Genomic DNA, 19,974 nt, shown 5'->3' on the forward strand with positions numbered 1-19,974 from the left:
CGAAGAGTTTTGCCGCGAAGGCGATCGTGAGGATCGTGGAGATGACGACGACGACGAGCGAGGTCGACTTGCCCTTTTCTTTGGCCGCGAGGTCATGGTTGAAGTCCATGAACAGGTGGCGCACGCCGGCGCAGAAGTGAAAGAGGAAGGCCCAGCCGAGCACGAGCACGACGAGCTTGACGATGATGTTCGAGAGGAAGCCCTTGAAGACCTCGAAGCTGAGTTCGGAGGTAAGGCTCTGGTCAAACAGGAACAGGATGAAAGGGAGGAACAGGAATAGAAGTGCACCGCTCACGCGGTGACCGATCGATACGCGACCGGCCAACGGCAGGCGGTATGCGAACAATATCTGCCCAATCCCGATGTTCCGGTATTCCGGCCTCGGTTTTTTTGCGGCTTCTGCCATGCTAGACCCCTACTATGTGTTAACACTAATACGCAATTTTACCGCCTTTTCATTTCGCGCTGCAGCGAAATCCGCCTTCGGAAACCGCAGTTGCGCGCGAACGCAGGCACGTGGGGAAGGCCGCCCGCACCGGTGCGCGGGCATCCTTTCAACTCAAATCATTGTGATAGTAGTACCCGGTTGTGACATACCAACCGCGGCGCACTTCGACTGGCCGGTCCCCATAGGTATAGGACACCCGATCAACCGATAGCAAAGGAAAACCTGCCGGAACATTGAGCAGATCGGCCACCGCAGGCTCGGCGCCCACCGCGCGGATCTTCTCAGTTGCCCGAATCATGCGCGTGCCGAAGTCCGCTTCGAACATGGCGTAGAGCGGTCCTTTATACTCGGCGAGGCGCTCGGCCGTCAGACCGCGGAACACGCCGCCGGGCAGCCAGATTTCGTCGAGCACGGTGTTTTCGCCGTCGAACTGCAGCAGGCGCTTGATCAGCACCACCGGGTCGGCGGGCTTGAGGTCCAGCTGGCGGGCGATCTCGGCCGACGCGCGCAGCCGCCGGCACTCCAGCAGCCTGCTGATGTGCGGATGTTCGGCGCCGTCATCGGCCAGCAATCTGAGAAAGCGAAACTGGGCGCGATCTTCGTTGTGCGTCGCAACAAACGTGCCTTTGCCCTGGCGGCGCACTAGCAGGTTGTCGGCGGCCAGTTCGTCGATCGCCTTGCGTACGGTCCCCTGGCTCACCTTGTAACGGGCGGCCAGTTCGACTTCGCTAGGGATGATTTCGCCGGGCTTCCATTCGCCGGACTCGAGACTCTGGGTAATGAGCCCCTTGATCTGCTGATAAAGCGGACTGAAGGTCGGGGACGGCGAAGCGGGCGCAGACGCCGAAGGGCCGCTCTCTGGAGCGGTGGAATTCGCGTTGCTGACCGGGTTCGCACTCATGGCGCGCATTTCAACATAAAGCCCCCCGGAAATCTACCCTTTCGCTTCAATAGATATGTCTTATATAAGACATAAGATACTGTTGACTTTGGCCCTTACGGCTCCTACACTGCCGATCGAGCAAGGGTTTGCGGGCGACTCATGGGAGCCGCCGGCAGCATCCACCTCGTGGCCAACTGCGCCGCGGGCCGCCTTGCACATGCTGTTCCTTCATGCAGTAGAGGTTTCGATCCGCCCCGCCCGCGCCGCTGCCTGATTCAATAGCGCCCGCGCCGCGCCCGCGGACCTTCCGAAGCGAGCTGTGGCAGGAGCCGGCACACGCGAAGCGGCCAGCGTCAGGCGTCCCTGTCCAGGGTGTCCCCGTCATTCCCTTGAGCATTGTCGCACCGGTAACGGTCCGCGGCCCCGCCTCCCGGCGTGCGGTGCGGCGCTTGCAACCCGCTTGCATCCGCCGCGCGCGTGCGTTCGGCAAAAGGACCGCCTGATTCCTGAACGCTTCGCGTAACGCGCATATAGAATGGCGTTTTACCCTGGCGTCTAACGCATCTTCCTGGAGATTTTCAATGGCTAAGCCCGCAAAGCGCGTTGCCGTCACCGGCGCCGCAGGTCAGATCGCATATTCCCTGCTGTTCCGCATCGCGAACGGCGACCTGCTCGGCAAGGACCAGCCCGTCATCCTGCAACTGCTCGACCTGCCGCAGGCACAAGCCGCCGTCAAGGGCGTCGTGATGGAACTCGACGACTGCGCATTCCCGCTGCTCGCGGGCGTGGTCATCACGGACGATCCGAAGGTCGCGTTCAAGGACGCCGACGTCGCGCTGCTCGTGGGCGCACGTCCGCGCTCGAAGGGCATGGAGCGTAAGGATCTGCTGTCGGCCAACGCCGAAATCTTCACGGTTCAGGGCAAGGCGCTGAACGACGTCGCCAGCCGCGACGTGAAGGTGCTGGTCGTCGGCAACCCGGCCAACACGAATGCGTACATCGCCATGAAGTCGGCGCCGGATCTGCCGAAGAAGAACTTCACGGCCATGCTGCGTCTGGACCACAACCGCGCGCTGTCGCAACTGGCCGCCAAGTCGGGCAAGCCGGTCGCGTCGATCGAAAAGCTCGCCGTGTGGGGCAACCACTCGCCGACGATGTACCCCGACTTCCGAGTCGCAACCGCCGAAGGCGAGTCGCTGACGAAGCTGATCAACGACGACGTGTGGAACCGCAACACGTTCATCCCGACGGTCGGCAAGCGCGGCGCAGCGATCATCGAAGCGCGCGGCCTGTCGTCGGCGGCTTCGGCTGCCAACGCGGCGATCGACCACGTGCGTGACTGGGTCCTCGGCACGAACGGCAAGTGGGTCACGATGGGCATCCCGTCGGACGGCTCGTACGGCATCCCCGAAGACATCATCTACGGCGTGCCCGTCACCTGCGAAAACGGCGAGTACAAGCGCGTCGAAGGCCTCGAAATCGACGCGTTCTCGCGCGAAAAGATGGACGGCACGCTCAACGAGCTGCTCGAAGAGCGCGAAGGCGTCGCTCACCTGCTCAAGTAATCGGGCAGACCGGCCGGCCTCCCGTCGCCACGCGGCGGGCACCGGCCTCGCGCGCGCCATGCCACATGGCGCGCGAGCGTGAGCGCGGCGCGGTTCGTCGCGGGTCGCATGCGGCGCACGCCGCCGCGCACCCGTACCCCGCCGCCTCGCGCCCCAGATCCGCACGCGCCTTGCCTCGAGTTTCGCAGGACGCATCCGAATCCGGTTCCCCCTCCAATATTCGACACCCGCCGCCGAAGATGCGCGCCATCACACCCGCCGAAGTGCTGTTTGACGGCGAAGCGCCGCCGACCATCCTGCCCGCGTGCGACCACTACGCCGGCAGCGAGAAGCTGATGCTGAAATCGCTCGCGCTGCAGCAGCAGCTCGGCCCGGTATTCGACATCACGCTCGACTGCGAAGACGGCGCCCAGGTGGGCCGCGAGGCCGAACACGCCGAACTCGTCGCCTCGTTCCTCGGCGGCGAACACGACCGCTTCGGGCGCGTCGGGGTGCGCATCCACGACTTCCACCATCCGCATTGGCGCGACGACGTCCGCCTGATCCTGCGCGCCGCCCGCCGGGCGCCGGCGTTCATCATGCTGCCGAAGGTCCGCGCTGTGGGCGACGCGGCGGAAATGACGGCGTTCATCGAAGCCACGCGCGTCGAGATGGGCATCGACCAGCCGATTCCCGTGCAGTTGCTGATCGAAACGCATGGCGCGCTCGCGCGCGTGTTCGATCTCGCGGCGCTGCGCGGCGTGCAGTCGCTGAGCTTCGGTCTGATGGACTTCGTCTCCGCGCACGACGGCGCGATCCCCGACACCGCCATGCGCTCGCCCGGCCAGTTCGATCACCCGCTCGTGCGGCGCGCGAAGCTCGAAATTTCGGCGGCCTGCCACGCGTTCGGCAAGGTTGCGTCACACAATGTCAGCACGGAAGTGCGCGATATGGAGGTCGTCGCCAACGACGCTCGTCGCGCGCGCAACGAATTCGGCTACACGCGCATGTGGAGCATTCATCCCGCGCAGATTCCGGCCATCGTGGCGGCCTTCGCGCCGCGCGACGAGGAAATCGCCACCGCTGCCGAGATCCTGCTCGCCGCGCAGAGCGCGCAGTGGGGTCCGACGCGTCACGGCGACACCTTGCACGACCGCGCGAGCTACCGCTATTACTGGTCCGTGCTGCGCCGCGCGCGCGCGACGGGCCGCGCCGTACCGCAGGACGCCGCGCCGCTGTTCGCGCCGGGCGAGCTGGCGCAGGCCGCCGCGTCGTGAGCGCGGCCCGGGCTCGGGTTAAGGTCAGGCTTGGGGCCTGAAAACGTTTTCGGCGGCCGCGCACGCCTCTTGCGCGCCGTGCCGCCCAGTGAGTCATCGAGGAGATGCTTTGCGATGAGCAACACAGTCGACGGAAGCCTGACAAGAGCCACGGCAAGGCAATTTGCAACAGACCGCAAAATCTGCAGTTCGTACCGATAAATAGGTGAAAATAGCGTTCGCTGCGTGCTTTCGGGGCGCGCGCAGTGCATCCGGCGGCTGCAAGGCGCAGCCGCGCACTGTTCAACCGATTTGAGAGATAAAGGTCTGACTCCATGAAGAAATTGCTGATCGCTGCCGTTATCGGCGCGCTGTCCTCGACGATGATGCTGGCTGCGACCGACGCCGCCGCACAAACCTCGTCGACCACGGCCAAGAAGGCTACGCCGAAGAAGCCGGCTCCGAAGCATCGCATCATCAAGCGCAAGGCCAATCCGGCCAAGGAAGCGAAGGTCGACCCGATCCCGGAAGGCTCGGAACACTGGAACTGCGCGGAAGGCATGCAGTTCGACCTGAAGGGCGACATGGCGCGTGACCAGATCGTCACGGTTCACTGGGCGAACAAGAACTACAACCTGCCGCGTCAAACGACGACGACGGGCGCCGACCGCTTCCACGATGCCGCCACCGGCCTCGACCTGGTCGTGATCCCGACGAAGGCCATGCTGTTCTCGGACAAGGACAGCTCGCGTCTGGCCGACGAGTGCAAGACGACGGCCATGCAGCAAGGCGCACCGGCGCCGACCCAGGCTAACGCGCTGAACCGCAACGCCGCTCCGGCTGCGGGCGCGAGCGCCGCTTCGGGCCAGTAAGAACGGCCGGGACGCCTCGATGTCCGCGCCGAATCCCCATGTCAGGCCACAGCCGGATCAGGTCCTCGTCGATATCGTCGACTACGTCCTGAACGGCTTGCCCGGCGACAGCGCCACCGCGCTGACGACGGCGCGCTACTGCCTGCTGGACACCCTCGGCTGCGGACTCGAGGCGCTCTCCTATCCCGCCTGCACCAAGCTGCTCGGGCCCATCGTGCCGGGCACGATCGTCCCGCACGGCGCGAAGGTGCCGGGCACCGCACTCCAGCTCGACCCGGTTCAGGCCGCCTTCAACATCGGCGCCATGATCCGCTGGCTCGACTTCAACGACACCTGGCTCGCCGCCGAATGGGGCCATCCGTCGGACAACCTGGGCGGCATACTCGCGACCGCCGACTGGCTCTCGCGCACGGCTGTCGCCGCGGGCAAACCGCCGCTCACCATGCAGCACGTGCTTGAAGGCATGGTGAAGGCGCACGAAATCCAGGGCTGCATCGCGCTGGAAAACGCGTTCAACCAGGTCGGTCTCGACCATGTGCTGCTCGTCAAGCTCGCCTCGACCGCCGTGGTCGGCCAGTTGCTCGGGCTCACGCGCGACGAACTCATCAACGCCGTGTCGCTGGCGATGGTCGACGGCCAGGCGCTTCGCACCTATCGCCACGCGCCCAACACCGGCTCGCGCAAGTCTTGGGCCGCCGGCGACGCCACCGCGCGCGGCGTGCACCTCGCGCTGATCGCGAAGACCGGCGAAATGGGCTATCCCTCGGCGCTCACGGCGAAAACGTGGGGCTTCTACGACGTCTCGTTCAAGGGCCGCCCCTTCACGTTCCAGCGCCCCTACGGCACGTACGTGATGGAGAACGTGCTGTTCAAGATCGCGTTTCCCGCCGAATTCCACGCACAGACCGCCGCCGAAGCGGCCATGACGCTGCACGCCCTGCTCGTTCAGCGCGGCAAGAGCGCCGAAGACATCGCGCGCATCACGATCCGCACGCACCAAGCGGCGATCCGCATCATCGACAAAACCGGCCCGCTGGCGAATCCGGCGGACCGCGATCATTGCATCCAGTACATGGTGGCCGTGCCGATCCTTTTCGGACGACTGACGGCCGCCGATTACGAAGACGATGTCGCGCGCGACCCGCGCATCGACGCCCTGCGCGCGAAGATCGTCTGCGTGGAAGATCCGCAGTTCACGCGCGATTATCACGATCCCGACAAGCGTTCGATCGCGAATGCGCTGACCGTCGAGCTGAACGACGGCACGACGCTCGACGAAATCGTGGTGGAGTATCCGATCGGCCACAAGCGACGCCGCGAAGCCGGCATCCCGCTGCTGATCGAAAAGTTCAGGACCAACCTCGCGCGGCGCTTCGCCGCGAAGCAGCAGCAGGCGATTCTCGATGTCTCGCTGGATGCGGCACGGCTCGAAGCCATGCCCGTGCACGAGTACGTCGACTTGTATGTGACATGAGCGTGATCCGATCAGTCTTGTACCTGTAAGTACCCGCAGCAAACGTGCAGTAAGCGTTATTTCCGCGATTAAACGAAGGAAAATACCATGGCCCACAACCTCCACAAAACGCTAAAGGAATTCGACAGCGGTTCCGGTAAAGGCAAGTTCTACTCGCTGCCGCAACTCGGCAAGCAGCTCGGCGTGAAGATCGACCGCCTGCCGGTGTCGATCCGTCTCGTGCTTGAGTCCGTGCTGCGCAACTACGACGGCAAGAAGATCGCGGAAGAGCACATCGAGCAGCTCGCGAACTGGAAGCCCACGGCTGCGCGCGTCGATGAAATCCCGTTCGTCGTCGCCCGCGTCGTGCTGCAGGACTTTACCGGCGTGCCGCTGCTCGCCGACATCGCGGCCATGCGCGGCGTCGCCAAACAGGTCGGCAAGGACCCGAAGGTCATCGAGCCGCTGGTGCCGGTCGACCTCGTCGTCGACCACTCGGTGCAGATCGACTACTTCCGCCAGAAAGACGCGCTCGACCTGAACATGAAGCTGGAATTCCAGCGCAATAACGAGCGCTACCAGTTCATGAAGTGGGGCATGCAGGCGTTCGACACGTTCAAGGTCGTGCCGCCGGGCATCGGCATCGTTCACCAGGTGAACCTCGAATACCTCGCGCGCGGCGTGCACAAGAAGGCCGACGGCGGCGACACGGTCTACTACCCGGACACGCTCGTGGGCACCGACTCGCACACCACGATGATCAACGGCATCGGCGTGGTGGGCTGGGGCGTGGGCGGCATCGAAGCGGAAGCCGGCATGCTCGGCCAGCCGGTCTACTTCCTCACGCCCGACGTGGTGGGCGTGGAACTGAAGGGCAAGCTGCGCGAAGGCTGCACGGCCACCGACCTCGTGCTGACGATCACCGAAATGCTGCGCAAGGAGAAGGTCGTCGGCAAGTTCGTCGAGTTCTTCGGCGAAGGCACGGCGTCGCTCTCGCTGCCGGACCGCGCGACCATCGGCAACATGGCGCCGGAATACGGCGCGACCATGGGCTTCTTCCCCGTCGACGACAAGACCATCGACTACTTCAAGGGCACGGGCCGCACCGAAGCCGAAATCTCGGCGTTCGAGAACTACTTCAAGGCGCAGGAACTGTACGGTGTCCCGAAGGCCGGCGACATCGACTACACCAAGACGCTCACGCTCGACCTCGGCACGGTGGCGCCGTCGCTGGCCGGTCCGAAGCGCCCGCAGGACCGCATCGAAATCGGCAACGTGAAGTCGACCTTCAGCGACCTGTTCTCGAAGCCGGTCGCCGAAAACGGCTTCAACAAGAAGTCCGCCGACCTCGCCGCCGAATACTCGGCGGGCGAGAAGGTCAAGCTGCATAACGGCGACGTGCTGATCGCCGCGATCACGTCGTGCACGAACACGTCGAACCCGAGCGTGCTGCTCGCGGCCGGCCTGCTCGCGAAGAAGGCCGTGGAAGCGGGCCTGACGGTCGCGCCGCACATCAAGACCTCGCTCGCGCCGGGATCGCGCATCGTCACCGAATACCTGACGAAGACGGGCCTGCTGCCGTTCCTCTCGAAGCTCGGCTTCGAACTCGCGGCTTACGGCTGTACGACCTGTATCGGCAACGCGGGCGACCTCACGCCGGAGCTGAACGAGTCGATCGTCAAGAACGACGTGGTCGCGGCGGCGGTGCTCTCGGGCAACCGCAACTTCGAAGCGCGGATTCACCCGAACATCCGCGCGAACTTCCTGGCCTCGCCGCCGCTGGTGGTTGCGTACGCGATCGCGGGCACGATCACGCGCGACCTGATGACGGAACCGGTCGGCAAGGGCAAGGGCGGCCGCGACATCTATCTCGGCGACATCTGGCCGACGAGCGAGGAAGTCAACGCGCTGCTCAAGTTCGCGATGGACGCCGACGTCTATCAGAAGAACTACGCGCAGCTCACGAAGAAGGGCGACCTGTGGAGCAAGATCGAGGGCGAGGAAGGTCAGGTCTACGACTGGCCGAAGTCGACCTATATCGCCGAGCCGCCGTTCTTCGGTTCGGACTTCTCGATGACACCGTCGTCGACGGTGGCCGAAGTCAAAGGCGCGCGCGCGCTGGGCATTTTCGGTGACTCGGTCACGACCGACCACATCAGCCCGGCCGGTTCGATCAAGGAAGACTCGCCCGCCGGCAAGTGGCTCAAGGAAAACGGCGTGCAGAAGGCCGATTTCAACAGCTACGGCTCGCGCCGCGGCAACCACGACGTGATGATGCGCGGCACCTTCGCGAACGTGCGGATCAAGAACCTGATGATCCCGGCGAAGGCCGACGGCACGCGCGTGGAAGGCGGTCTGACCATTCATCAGCCGAGCGGCGAACAGCTGTCGATCTACGACGCCGCCATGAAGTACATCGACGCCGGCACGCCCACGATGGTGCTCGCGGGCGAAGAGTACGGCACGGGCTCGTCGCGCGACTGGGCGGCCAAGGGCACGCAGTTGCTGGGCGTGAAGGCCGTGGTCGCACGCAGCTTCGAGCGTATCCACCGCTCGAACCTCGTGGGCATGGGCGTGCTGCCGCTGCAGTTCAAGGGCACGGACAGCGTGCAAACGCTCGGCCTGACCGGCGAGGAAACGTTCGACATCGAAGGTCTCACCGACGACTTCAAGCCGCAGCAAGACCTGACGCTCGTGATCCATCGCAAGGACGGCAAGGACGAACGCGTACAAGTGCTGCTGCGTATCGACACGCCGATCGAAGTCGACTACTACAAGCACGGCGGTATCCTGCCGTTCGTGCTGCGCTCGCTGCTGGCCGCGTAAGCAGGCCGCGACGCATCGCAGTTTTTGCAGGTACCGCGCCCGGCAACGGGTGCGGTTACACTTGGAGCCCGACGCGAGTCGGGCTTTTTTTTCGGCTGGATTTGCGCTGCGTGGTGTTCCGGACCGGGTTCCGGACCGGCTTCGCGCGGCCAATAAAAAAGCGCGCCACACGCGACGCGCTTTGCCCTCCATGCGCCTGAACGCGCACAGCGACTCAATCGATCAGTTTGTTCAACGTAGCAAACTCGATCAGCGCCGCCAGCGACGACACGCCCAGCTTGTCGAGCACGCGCGTCTTGTAGGTGCTCACGGTTTTATCCGACAGACCGAGCCGCGCCGCGACGCCCTTGTTGCTCATGCCGCGCGCGAGATATTGCAGCACCTCGACCTCGCGCGGCGACAGCCCGTTGAGCGCGACGTCGCGGCCGCCGCCGCAACTGCCCGCCGGGAAGCAGTCGTAACCGAGCAGCACCGCCTTGACCACGCCGCACAACTCCTCCACGCCCCGGCTCTTGCTCACATAGCCGTTCGCGCCCGCGATGCGCGTGTGGTTCGCCATGACCTGCTCCGGCTTGGCCGACAGCACGATGATGCGCGTGGCGGCCTGCTTCGCGCGGATGCCGCGAATGACCGACAGCCCGTCGAGCTTCGGCAATTCGAGGTCGAGGATCACCAGGTCGGGTTGCAGCGTCTGGACGAGATGGAGGCCCTCTTCGCCGTCACCGCATTCGCCCACGAGCGCGTATTCGGTGTTCAGCACGTTGGCGAGCATCTTGAGGACGATTGGATGATCGTCGATGACCACGATGCGCTTCATTTGTTGTTCCATTTTCTTTTTGGGGCGTGAACCGGGCGTACCTTGCGGCACAAACCCACAGACTGAACGACACCCTCTTCTTTTTGTATAGGAAAGTTCCGAAAGGGGGCCCAATTCGATAAACGGGTTAACCCCTTGCGCTAACGCATTGGATTTAACTAATGCGTGAATTAGACTGAAACGATGAAGACGCGTGCCGTCACCGCCGCATCGCCCAGCCGGGCCGCCGTGAAACCACGCGGCCGGCGTCGCCATGATCCCGACCTGCATATGCGCGAGCGCCTGCTGGCCGGCGCCACGCAACTGTTCGCCGACCAGGGCATCGCCACCACCACCATGACGCAGATCGCCGCAGCCGCCGGCGTCACGTCGGCCATGGTGCATTACTACTTCACCAATCGCGAAAAGCTGCTCGACGCCGTGGTCGACGAGCGCATCGCGCCCGCCATCGCTTACGTGTGGGGCGGCGAAGCCAGCGAGGTCGGCGAGATCAGCGGAATCAGCGGAGGCGGAGAACGCCCCGCCCATCCACAGGCGCTCGTGCAGGCGCTCGTCGAACGGCTATTCGACGTCACCGCGCAACTGCCGTGGCTGCCGCCGCTCTGGCTGCGCGAGATCGTCAACGAAGGCGGCCTGCTGCGCGAGCGCATGCTCAAACGCCTGCCCATCGAGCAGTTGCAGCGCTTCACCGCGCAGATCGGCGCGGCGCAGCAGGCGGGCGCCGTGAATCCTGGCCTCGAAGCGCCACTGCTGTTCATGTCGATCCTCGCGCTCGTCATGCTTCCGCTCGCGACTTCGAAGCTCTGGCAAAGCACGCGCGGCCTGCCGAAAGTCGAGCGCGAGGCGCTGCGCCGTCACGTCACCGCGCTGCTCGCGGGCGCGATGCGCATGCCGGAAGGCGCAGGCGCGCCGGCGGCCGACCGCGCGAACCTCGAACACGGCGGCCCCGAAGCCGCCACCCGCACGAGCACGCGCGCGCGCTCACGCCGCGCGCCGGGAGCACGCTCATGAGCCCGCGCATCGCCATCGCCCATCGCCGGGCAGCCCATCGCCGGGCAGCGCGCGCCGCGGCCGTCGCCCTCACTCTCGTTGCGGTCGCTGCGCTGCCCGCCTGCTCGCGCCACGAAGCGCCGGTCTATCAGGGTTATGTCGAAGGCGAGTACGTCTATCTCGCCTCGTCGCAAGCCGGCACGCTCACGGAACTCGACGTCCGGCGCGGCCAGCAGGTCGCCGCCGCCGCGCCGGTATTCGCGCTCGAATCCGTCAGCGAAACCGCCGCGCTCGACGAGGCGCGTCACCGGCTCGTAGCGGCGCAGGCGCAGTTCGCCGATCTGCAAACGGGCAAGCGCCCGCCCGAAGTGCGCGTGACCGAAGCGCAGCTCGCGCAGGCCGAAGCCAACGCGCACAAAGCCGCGCTCCAGCTCACGCGCGACGAGGCGCAGTGGCGCGCGGGCGGCATCGCCCAGGCACAGCTCGACGACTCGCGCGCGCAGGCCGCCAGCACCGCCGCGCAGGTGCGCGAGCTGCGCAATCAGGTGCGCGTCGCCAACCTGCCCGGCCGCACGGCGCAGATCGCCGCACAGGCCGCCGACGTCAAGGCCGCGCAAGCCACGCTCGCGCAGGCGCAGTGGAAGCTCGACCAGAAGCGCGTGGCCGCGCCGCGCGACGGGCTCGTCTACGACACGCTCTATCGTGTCGGCGAATGGGTGCAGGCGGGCAGTCCGGTCGTGCAGATGCTGCCGCCGCAAAACGTGAAGCTGCGCTTTTTCGTGCCGGAAAGCGCGGTCGGCGCGCTCGCGCCGGGCCGCAAGATACTCGTGCATTGCGACGGCTGCGCGGCCGACGTGCCCGCCACGCTCAGCTATGTCTCGAACGCCGCCGAGTACACGCCGCCCGTCATCTACAGCAACGAGAGCCGCAGCAAGCTCGTGTACATGATCGAGGCACGCCCGAGCGCCGCCGACGCGCCGAAGCTCCATCCGGGCCAGCCGGTGGAAGTGCGGCTCCAATGAACAGAATGAGCAGCAATGAGGCGGCGATGAGCGACCCGGCCCGCTACGCGATCGACGTGCGCCATCTGAACAAGCGCTTCGGCGACAAGCACGTGGTCAACGACGTCTCGCTGCGCGTCGCGCCCGGCGAGATTTTCGGCTTTCTGGGGCCGAACGGCAGCGGCAAAACCACCTCGATCCGCCTCATGTGCGGTCTGCTCACGCCCGACTCGGGCGAAGGCACCTGCCTCGGCTACGACATCGTGCGCGAGAGCGCGCAGATCAAGCGGCGCGTCGGCTATATGACGCAACGCTTTTCGTACTGGGACGACCTCACGATCCGCGAAAATCTCGACTTCGTCGCGCGCATCTATCAGATGCCGAACCGTCGCGAGACCGTCGACCGCGCGCTCGAATCGCTCGGCCTCGCCAGCCGCGCGAGCCAGCTCACCGGCGCGCTCTCGGGCGGATGGAAACAGCGTCTCGCGCTCGCGGCGTGCATGCTGCACGAACCGCAACTGCTGCTGCTCGACGAACCCACGGCAGGCGTCGATCCCACCGCGCGCCGCGACTTCTGGGAAGAATTGCATCGACTCGCCGCGCGCGGCATCTCCGTGCTCGTGAGCACGCACTACATGGACGAGGCCGAGCGCTGCCACAAGCTCGCCTATATCGCCTACGGCAAGCTGCTCGCGCAAGGCACGGCCGCCGAGGTGATCGCTTCGCAGAACCTCGAAACCTGGGCGATTCACGGCGACAAGCTCAGCGAACTCTCCACGCAATTGCGCGCGCAACCCGGCGTCGATCAGACGGTGGTGTTCGGCTCGTCACTGCATGCGAGCGGGCGCGATCACGCCGCGCTCGCCGCCGCCATCGAACACGCCGTCAAGCACGCCGCCGCGGGCAAGCCGCTGCGCGCGGAGCGCATCGACACGGGACTCGAAGACGTCTTCATCTACATGATGAGCCACGCTCAGGATAACTATGGAGGCGCGACATGAAGTTCGCGCCCGTGTTCTCCGTCTCGCGCTGGTGGAGCATCGTGCTCAAGGAGTTTCTGCAACTCAAGCGCGACCGCGTGACTTTCGCGATGATCGTCGGCCTGCCGATCATCCAGTTGACGCTGTTCGGCTATGCGATCAACACCGACCCCAAGCATCTGCCCACGGCCATCGTGATCCACGACGACAGTCCGTTCGCGCGCAGCTTCGTCGCGGGCATGAAGAACTCGGCCTATTTCGACGTGATCGAAACGCTGCCCGACGAAGCCGCCGCGCAACACGCGCTCGCGCGCGGCAGCGTGCAGTTCGTACTGAGCGTTCCCGTCGACTTCTCGCGGCGTCTGCTGCGCGGCGAGCGCCCTGCGCTGCTCGTCGAAGCCGACGCCGCCGATCCCACCGCCATCACCACCGCGCTCGCGGCGCTGCCGGGCCTCGTCGCGCCCGCCGCCGCGAAGGATCTCACGGGACCGCTCGCGCGCCTGAACGGCACGCCCGCCGCCTTCGACGTGCGGATCCACCGCCTTTACAACCCCGAGGGCATCACGCAGTACAACGTCGTGCCCGGCCTGATGGGCGTGATCCTCACGATGACGATGGTGATGATGACCGGCCTCGCCATCACGCGCGAGCGCGAGCGCGGCACCATGGAGAATCTGCTCGCGACGCCCGTGCTGCCCATCGAAGTGATGACGGGCAAGATCGTGCCTTACGTGGCGATCGGGCTGGTGCAGGCGAGCATCATCGTGCTGGCCGCGCGCTACGTGTTTCATGTGCCGTTCGCGGGCAGTCTCGTCGCGCTGTATCTTTCGGCGCTGCTGTTCATCGCCGCCAATCTCACGGTGGGCATCACGCTCTCCTCGCTCGCGCAGAACCAGTTGCAGGCCATGCAGCTCACGGTGTTCTATTTTCTGCCGAGCCTGCTGCTGTCCGGCTTCATGTTCCCGTTCGCGGGCATGCCGCGCTGGGCGCAGTGGATCGGCGGCGTGCTGCCGCTCACCTACTTCAACCGCCTCGTGCGCGGCATTCTGCTCAAGGGCAACGGCTGGGCCGATCTGTGGCCGTCGGTGTGGCCGCTCGCGGTCTTCACGGCGATCGTGATGGCGATCGCCGTGCGCTTCTACCGGCGCACGCTCGACTGAGACGACGATGACGACGCCCGCCCGCTCTCTTGTCCTCGCGTCGAGTTTCGTGCTCGCGGCGTGCGCCGTCGGTCCCGATTTTCACGCGCCCGCCGCGCCCGATACACCGACCTACACGCGCGAGGCGTTGCCCTCCGCCACCGCCTCCGCGCCGGGCACGGGCGGCGCGCCGCAAACCTTCGCGAGCGCCGATCACGCGCCGCGCGCCTGGTGGACGCAGTTCGGCAGTCCCGCGCTCGACGCGCTCGTCGACGAAGCGCTGCGCGCGAGTCCCACGCTCGAATCGGCGCGCGCGAAGCTCGTCGAAGCGCGCGAGAACTACAACGCGCAAGCGGGCGCGACGCTGTTTCCTTCCATCGACGCCAAGCTGAGCGGCACGCGCCAGAAGATCGACCTGGCCGCGTTCGGCATCACGCAGGTGCCGAATCCGGGCCCGTTCACGCTCTACGATGCGTCGGTCAGCATCTCCTATGTGTTCGATATTTTCGGCGCGAACCGGCGCGCGCTCGAAGCCACGCTCGCGCAAGTGAATTATCAGGAATACGAACTGCAAGCGGCGCAGCTGAGCGTGGCGGGCAACGTCGTCGCTGCCGCGCTGCGGCGCGCGTCGCTGCGCAGTCAGATCGACACGACGCAGCAACTGATCGACGCGCAAACGCGTCAGTTCGCGATCATCGAAGCGCGGCTCGCGGCGGGCGGCGTCGCGCGCCTCGACGTGCACAGCCAGCGCACGCTGCTCGCGCAAACGCGCGCCACGCTGCCGCCGCTCACGACGCAACTCGCGCAGACCGATCATCAACTGGCGATCCTGCTGGGCGCGCCGCCGTCGAGCGATGCCTACGCGCAAGCACGCGATGCGCTCACGCTCGACGCGCTGCATCTGCCCGACACCGTCGCGCTCACGCTGCCCGCCACGCTCGCGCGCGAGCGGCCCGACATCCGCGCGTCGGAGGCGCTGCTGCATCAGGCGAGCGCGAATATCGGCGTGGCGACGGCGAATCTCTTTCCGCAGATTTCGCTCTCGGCGAGCGTGGGTTCGGAGCGCACGCGCGTCGCCGATGTGATCGGCGGGCTGAATATCTGGAACGTCGGGCTCGGTCTCACGCAGCCGATTTTTCACGGCGGCGAGTTGCGCGCGAAGCGGCGCGCGTCGCAAGCGGCTTACGACGCGGCTTTCGCCGATTATCGGCAAACCGTGCTGCTCGCACTGCAACAGGTCGCCGATACGCTGCACGCGCTGCAGGACGACGCGCTCGAGCTGCAGGCGCGCGACACGGCCGCGCGCGAGGCGCAGGCGAGCGCCGATATCGCGCGCGCCAGATATGCGGCGGGCGGCGTGAGCGAGTTCGATCTCGTCGATGCGCAGCGCCAGGCGCTGCAAACCGCGCTCGACCGCACGCGCGCGCAGGCCACGCGTCTCGCGGATACCGCCGCGCTCTATCAATCGCTCGGCGGCGCGGCGCTGCCTGGCGACGCCGCGCCATAACGCCCGTCGTCGCGATCAATATCTACGATTGTGCGACCGCGAGCGGCGCGCCGCGCCGGTACAGCGCCAGCGTCGCGCCCAGCCCGCACGCCGCCGCGAAACACAGCCAGTAACCGGGTGCGGCCTTGTCGTGCGTGACCTGAATCAGCCACGTCGAGACCGCCGGCGTGAAGCCGCCGAACAGCGCCGTCGCGAGACTGAACGCGAGCGAGAAACCTGCCACCCGCACCTGCGCGGGCATCACTTCCGTGAGCGCCGCGACCATCGCACCGTTGTACATGCCGAAGAAAAACGAGAACCACAGCAGCACCGCGAGCATGCGCGCGAAGCTCGCGCTCGCCACCAGCCAGGACAGCGCCGGATACGCCGTGAGCAACGCGAGCACGGTGATGCCGATGAGAATCGGCTTGCGGCCGATGCGATCGGAAATCGCGCCGCCCACCGGCAGCCAGAAGAAGTTCGAGACGCCCACGCACAGCGTCACGATCAGGCTCTCGGCGGTCGTGAGCTTGAGCACGGTCTTGCCGAACGTCGGCGTATAGACGGTGATCAGATAGAACGTCGTGGTCGTCATCGCGACGAGCAGCATGCCCGCGATCACGATGCGCCAGTTGGCGAGCAGCAGCGCGAACACTTCACGCGCGCGCGGATGATGCGTGCGCGCCGCGAACGCCTCGGTTTCCGCGAGCGTGCGGCGCAGCAGAAACAGGAACGGCACGATCGCGCAGCCGATCAGGAACGGAATGCGCCAGCCCCACGCGGCAATCGCGCTCGCGCTAAGCCACGAGTTGAGCGCATAACCGAGCGCTGCCGCCACGACGATCGCCACCTGCTGACTCGCCGACTGCCAGCTCGTGTAGAACCCTTTGGTGCCTGGCGTCGCGAGTTCGGCGAGATAGACCGACACGCCGCCCAGTTCCGCGCCCGCCGAAAAGCCCTGCAGCAAGCGCCCGAGCAACACGAGCAAAGGCGCGGCCACGCCGATGGCCGCGTAGCCCGGCACCGCCGCGATCAGAATCGTGCCGCTCGCCATGATCGCCAGCGTGACGATCAGGCCGCGTCGGCGGCCCACTTTGTCGATATACGCGCCAAGAAAAATCGCCCCGAGCGGCCGCATCAGAAAGCCCGCGCCGAATACCGCGAACGTGAGCATCAGCGAGGCGAACTCGCTGTCGGCGGGAAAGAACACGCGTGAGATCGAGGTCGCGTAAAAGCCGAACAGAAAGAAGTCGAATTGCTCGAGGAAGTTGCCGCTCGTCACGCGCAGCACGGCGGCAGCCGTCGATGCGCGCGTGCGGGCCGGGCGCGTCCCGGCGACGGTGGACGGGGTCACGATGCGTGTCTCCTTGTGGTTTTGTGGGGTGCTGCGGGTGCTGCGGGTTTTGCTTGTGCTGCTTGTTTTTCGGGGGCTCGCGTCAGTCCGATGCCGTGGCGGGCGCCTTCGCCGTACGCCTTTCGATGGCCGCTTTCACGAGCGCCGCGCTGCGAAAAATGCCGTGCGCGAACTTGCCGTAGGGCATGGTCGCGAACAGCGCCATCACCGCGCCCAGATGCACGACCAGCAGCCCGGCCATCGCGGCGGTGTCGCGCCAGGCAAGCAGCGCGAGTCCGCTTGCGCTCGTCATGATCAGCAGGGCGATGAACGCGCGGTCCATCGGACGCTGACGCAAGTCCGTGCGCGCCGGATCGCGATGCAGATTCAGCCACAGCAATCCCGATGCTCCCGCCAGCAGGCTCACGCCGCCCACCGTGCCGAGCAGCACCGGCGCGCTCAGCAACGGATACGGCGCTTCCAGCCCGAACGCGTAGTGATAGAGCGTGGCGACCGCCGTGGCCGCGAAGCACAGCATGAAGCCGTAGAACGTCAGATGATGGAAGCGGCGGCGCGCGAGCGTGAAGCGGTCGTCGGCCTCGTTGCAGCCTTCGCCGTGGCCGCCGTCGAGATACTTGAGCGTGAGCGCATCGTGCGCCGCTTCGACGAGTGCGCCCGGCGTGGCGTCGCCGGTCGAGACGTCGCGCAGAAAACGCGTGACGCCGACGCCCAGCGCGAGCATCGCGAACAGAAACACCGCGCCGAACAGCGTCGCGAGCACGTTGTGCGGAAAGATCGCGTAGAAGTTGGCGCCAGGAGTCGCGCTGCCGAATGCGCGTCCGAGTGTGCGTCCGACTGCGGGACCGCCGAGCACCGCGCCCAGCGCGATGAACAGCGCAAGGCCGAGCGCCAGCGCGAACGCGACCGTTAAACCGTTGCGCTTGTAGAGCGCGCCGAACGCGCGCGGCCACGCATATTCCGTGTAAGTGTCCATGCGCACCTGCGCCATCGCCTTCGGCATGTTCACGGCGAATTCGTGCGGCGGCGCGTACTGGCACGCGTGATAACACGCACCGCAGTTGTGGCAGAGATTGGCGAGATAATTGACGTCGGCTTTCGCGAACGAGAGGCGCTTCGTCATCGCCGGAAAGACCGCGCAAAATCCCTCGCAATAGCGGCACGCGTTGCAGATCTGCATCTGCCGCGCGACTTCGCTTTCGTGCGCGGTCATGGCTTGCGGCGCGAAGCGGATCGCCTGTTCGCGCAGCGCCGGTTGCGGCGCGCCTGCGTTCGTTGCCGTGTCGGCGCGCGCGCCGGACGCGGCCAGTTCGCGCGCCTCGCGCGTCAATGCTTCAAGCTGCTGCACGTGCTGCTCCCTTCGATTCGAATGCGGCCCGCGCCGCCTGCGTGCCCGCGATGCGCCCGAACGCGGTGCCGATCGACATCCCCACGCCCGCCGCATAGCCCTTGCCGAGCACGTTGCCCGCCATCATTTCGCCCGCCACATAGAGGTTCGCGCTCGGCTCGCCGCCGAAGTGCACCTGCGCGTGCGCGTTCACCTTGAGCCCGAGATACGTGAACGTGATGCCGGGCCGCAGCGCATAACCAAAGAACGGCGGCGCGTCGAGCGGCAGCGCCCAGTGCGTCTTGGGCGGCTGCAAGTGCTCGGTGTGACAGTCGTCGAGTGTCGTGTGATCGAACGTGCCTACGCGACACGCCGCGTTATAGCGCTGCACGGTCTCGACGAAGCGCGCCTCGGGCAAGCCGAGCTGGCGCGCGAGTTCGGGCAGCGTGTTCGCCTGCACGCCCGGAAACACCGGCGGCATGAAGCGGCCCACGGCCTTCGAGTCGATAATCGAATAGCCGATCTGGTCCGGCTGCTGCGCGACGAGACGTCCCCAGATCGCGTAACGCTTGGGCCAGAAGTCCTCGCCTTCGTCGTAGAAGCGTTCGGCGTCGCGATTCACGACCACGCCCAGCGACACGCAGTCGATCCGCGTGCAGATGCCGCCATCGTAGAGCGGCGCGCGTGCGTCGATGGCCACGCAATGCGATTGCGACGGGTCGCCGATCGCGTCCGCGCCCGCCTCGATCATGTGCTTGAGCAGCACGCCTTCGTTGAAGCGCGTGCCGCGAATCAGGAAGTTGTCGGCGGGCCATTCGCCGCGTTCGTTTTGCCCCCACGCTTCGCGCAGCCACGCGCGGTTCGACTCGAAGCCGCCCGCCGCGAGCACGCAGGCGCGCGCCGCGAAACGCTGCGCGCCGCTGTACGCCGCGACGAAACGCGTGCCATCCATCTCGATGCGATCGACGGGCGTTTCATAGCGGATCTGCACGCCGAGCGCTTCGGCGCTGCGGTAATACGCGTTGACGAGCGCCTTGCCGCCGCCCATGAAGAACGCGTTGGTGCGCGCCACATGCAGCGCGCCGGAAAGCGGCGGCTGGAAATGCACGCCATGCTTGCGCATCCACGGACGACACGTCGACGACGCGCGGATCACGAGGCGCGCGAGCGGCTCGTTCGTGATGCCGCCCGTGACCTTGAGCAGGTCCTGCCAGTATTCTTCCTCGGGATAGGCGTCGACGAGCACGTCTTGCGGCGCGTCGTGCATGCAGCGCAGATTGCGCGTGTGCTGCGAATTGCCACCGCGCCATTCACGCGGCGCGCTTTCGAGCAGCAGCACCGAGGCGCCGGCTTCGCGCGCCATCAACGCGGCGCATAGCGCGGCATTGCCGCCGCCGATCACGAGGACATCGGCGACGCTATCTGCGGGGGTCGCGGTGGGGATCGCGCGGTGGGTCGCGCTTTGGATCGCGTTGGATACTTCGGCCATCTTCGTATGTCTCCTTCGAGACGCACTCTAGAGGGCACGCGCCGCGCGCGCCAGCAGGCCCACGGCAACAGGGCTTCACGATTCGTGAAGGGTCGCGGCGAAGCGCTGTGAC

At 66.2% G+C, this 19,974-nt stretch carries 16 protein-coding genes; 10 read left to right on the forward strand and 6 right to left on the reverse strand.

Annotated elements, in window-relative coordinates; all coding sequences use genetic code 11:
• Positions 1-406, reverse strand: a 406-nt coding sequence (gene sdhC / locus BMY06_RS00005) for a succinate dehydrogenase, cytochrome b556 subunit (RefSeq protein WP_074981342.1), incomplete at its 3' end; no start/stop codon positions are given.
• Between the two features lie 148 nt (positions 407-554).
• Positions 555-1,358, reverse strand: coding sequence for a GntR family transcriptional regulator (locus BMY06_RS00010; RefSeq protein WP_373681571.1), 804 nt, complete (start codon positions 1,356-1,358; stop codon positions 555-557).
• 554 nt (positions 1,359-1,912) lie between these two features.
• Between BMY06_RS00010 and BMY06_RS00015 the strand changes: the two genes are divergently transcribed.
• The 5 genes from BMY06_RS00015 to acnA all read left to right on the forward strand — a co-directional run bounded on the left by BMY06_RS00015 (position 1,913) and on the right by acnA (position 9,282).
• Entirely contained in the window at positions 1,913-2,896 is a 984-nt protein-coding gene (locus BMY06_RS00015) for a malate dehydrogenase (protein WP_074980945.1), read from the forward strand.
• A 239-nt stretch (positions 2,897-3,135) separates the two neighbouring features.
• A complete protein-coding gene (locus tag BMY06_RS00020; RefSeq protein ID WP_074980947.1) occupies positions 3,136-4,152 on the forward strand; it encodes an HpcH/HpaI aldolase/citrate lyase family protein in 1,017 nt (338 codons plus the stop codon).
• Positions 4,153-4,466: 314 nt separating this feature from the next.
• Complete coding sequence (locus BMY06_RS00025; RefSeq protein ID WP_065065352.1) at positions 4,467-5,003, forward strand: hypothetical protein; 537 nt, start codon at positions 4,467-4,469, stop codon at positions 5,001-5,003.
• A gap of 19 nt (positions 5,004-5,022) precedes the next feature.
• Positions 5,023-6,477, forward strand: a complete 1,455-nt coding sequence (locus BMY06_RS00030) for a bifunctional 2-methylcitrate dehydratase/aconitate hydratase (RefSeq protein ID WP_074980949.1) — start codon at positions 5,023-5,025, stop codon at positions 6,475-6,477.
• A gap of 87 nt (positions 6,478-6,564) precedes the next feature.
• Positions 6,565-9,282, forward strand: coding sequence for an aconitate hydratase AcnA (gene acnA, locus BMY06_RS00035; protein ID WP_074980951.1), 2,718 nt, complete (start codon positions 6,565-6,567; stop codon positions 9,280-9,282).
• A gap of 214 nt (positions 9,283-9,496) precedes the next feature.
• Here the strand turns inward: acnA and BMY06_RS00040 are convergent, their stop codons facing one another.
• Positions 9,497-10,099, reverse strand: coding sequence for a response regulator transcription factor (locus BMY06_RS00040; RefSeq protein WP_065065349.1), 603 nt, complete (start codon positions 10,097-10,099; stop codon positions 9,497-9,499).
• A gap of 270 nt (positions 10,100-10,369) precedes the next feature.
• Here BMY06_RS00040 and BMY06_RS00045 point away from each other — a divergent pair, with 270 nt between their 5' ends.
• From BMY06_RS00045 to BMY06_RS00065, 5 genes are read left to right on the forward strand one after another with little or no spacing between them, the layout of a single operon-like run.
• Complete coding sequence (locus tag BMY06_RS00045; RefSeq protein ID WP_080180863.1) at positions 10,370-11,110, forward strand: TetR/AcrR family transcriptional regulator; 741 nt, start codon at positions 10,370-10,372, stop codon at positions 11,108-11,110.
• Positions 11,107-12,111, forward strand: a complete 1,005-nt coding sequence (locus tag BMY06_RS00050; protein WP_065065347.1) for an HlyD family secretion protein — start codon at positions 11,107-11,109, stop codon at positions 12,109-12,111. Before BMY06_RS00045 ends, BMY06_RS00050 begins: the two co-directional genes overlap by 4 nt.
• Positions 12,112-12,137: 26 nt before the next feature.
• The gene (locus BMY06_RS00055; protein WP_065065357.1) at positions 12,138-13,091 is read left to right on the forward strand and encodes an ABC transporter ATP-binding protein; all 954 of its coding nucleotides are present in this window, start codon (positions 12,138-12,140) and stop codon (positions 13,089-13,091) included.
• Positions 13,088-14,230, forward strand: coding sequence for an ABC transporter permease (locus BMY06_RS00060; RefSeq protein WP_074980957.1), 1,143 nt, complete (start codon positions 13,088-13,090; stop codon positions 14,228-14,230). Before BMY06_RS00055 ends, BMY06_RS00060 begins: the two co-directional genes overlap by 4 nt.
• A gap of 7 nt (positions 14,231-14,237) precedes the next feature.
• Positions 14,238-15,716, forward strand: coding sequence for an efflux transporter outer membrane subunit (locus BMY06_RS00065; protein ID WP_074980959.1), 1,479 nt, complete (start codon positions 14,238-14,240; stop codon positions 15,714-15,716).
• 22 nt (positions 15,717-15,738) lie between these two features.
• Here BMY06_RS00065 and tcuC read toward each other — a convergent pair whose 3' ends face one another.
• From tcuC to tcuA, 3 genes are all read right to left on the reverse strand, one after another.
• The gene (gene tcuC / locus BMY06_RS00070; protein ID WP_074980961.1) at positions 15,739-17,049 is read right to left on the reverse strand and encodes an MFS transporter; all 1,311 of its coding nucleotides are present in this window, start codon (positions 17,047-17,049) and stop codon (positions 15,739-15,741) included.
• 82 nt (positions 17,050-17,131) lie between these two features.
• On the reverse strand, positions 17,132-18,394 hold the full coding sequence (gene tcuB / locus BMY06_RS00075; RefSeq protein WP_074980963.1) for a tricarballylate utilization 4Fe-4S protein TcuB: 1,263 nt from the start codon (positions 18,392-18,394) through the stop codon (positions 17,132-17,134).
• The gene (gene tcuA / locus BMY06_RS00080) at positions 18,381-19,862 is read right to left on the reverse strand and encodes an FAD-dependent tricarballylate dehydrogenase TcuA (RefSeq protein ID WP_080180843.1); all 1,482 of its coding nucleotides are present in this window, start codon (positions 19,860-19,862) and stop codon (positions 18,381-18,383) included. Before tcuA ends, tcuB begins: the two co-directional genes overlap by 14 nt.
• Positions 19,863-19,974 lie beyond the last annotated feature (112 nt).

The sequence above is a fragment of the Paraburkholderia tropica genome (assembly GCF_900109265.1).
In the GTDB taxonomy this organism is placed as follows: domain Bacteria; phylum Pseudomonadota; class Gammaproteobacteria; order Burkholderiales; family Burkholderiaceae; genus Paraburkholderia; species Paraburkholderia tropica.

What these genes read in the sequence shown, in the direction of transcription:
- BMY06_RS00010 (WP_373681571.1), bottom strand. Translation starts at nt 1,358, where the DNA reads ATGCGCGCCATGAGTGCGAACCCGGTCAGCAACGCGAATTCCACCGCT.
- BMY06_RS00015 (WP_074980945.1), top strand. Translation starts at nt 1,913, where the DNA reads ATGGCTAAGCCCGCAAAGCGCGTTGCCGTCACCGGCGCCGCAGGTCAG.
- BMY06_RS00020 (WP_074980947.1), top strand. Translation starts at nt 3,136, where the DNA reads ATGCGCGCCATCACACCCGCCGAAGTGCTGTTTGACGGCGAAGCGCCG.
- BMY06_RS00025 (WP_065065352.1), top strand. Translation starts at nt 4,467, where the DNA reads ATGAAGAAATTGCTGATCGCTGCCGTTATCGGCGCGCTGTCCTCGACG.
- BMY06_RS00030 (WP_074980949.1), top strand. Translation starts at nt 5,023, where the DNA reads ATGTCCGCGCCGAATCCCCATGTCAGGCCACAGCCGGATCAGGTCCTC.
- acnA (WP_074980951.1), top strand. Translation starts at nt 6,565, where the DNA reads ATGGCCCACAACCTCCACAAAACGCTAAAGGAATTCGACAGCGGTTCC.
- BMY06_RS00040 (WP_065065349.1), bottom strand. Translation starts at nt 10,099, where the DNA reads ATGAAGCGCATCGTGGTCATCGACGATCATCCAATCGTCCTCAAGATG.
- BMY06_RS00045 (WP_080180863.1), top strand. Translation starts at nt 10,370, where the DNA reads ATGCGCGAGCGCCTGCTGGCCGGCGCCACGCAACTGTTCGCCGACCAG.
- BMY06_RS00050 (WP_065065347.1), top strand. Translation starts at nt 11,107, where the DNA reads ATGAGCCCGCGCATCGCCATCGCCCATCGCCGGGCAGCCCATCGCCGG.
- BMY06_RS00055 (WP_065065357.1), top strand. Translation starts at nt 12,138, where the DNA reads ATGAGCGACCCGGCCCGCTACGCGATCGACGTGCGCCATCTGAACAAG.
- BMY06_RS00060 (WP_074980957.1), top strand. Translation starts at nt 13,088, where the DNA reads ATGAAGTTCGCGCCCGTGTTCTCCGTCTCGCGCTGGTGGAGCATCGTG.
- BMY06_RS00065 (WP_074980959.1), top strand. Translation starts at nt 14,238, where the DNA reads ATGACGACGCCCGCCCGCTCTCTTGTCCTCGCGTCGAGTTTCGTGCTC.
- tcuA (WP_080180843.1), bottom strand. Translation starts at nt 19,862, where the DNA reads ATGGCCGAAGTATCCAACGCGATCCAAAGCGCGACCCACCGCGCGATC.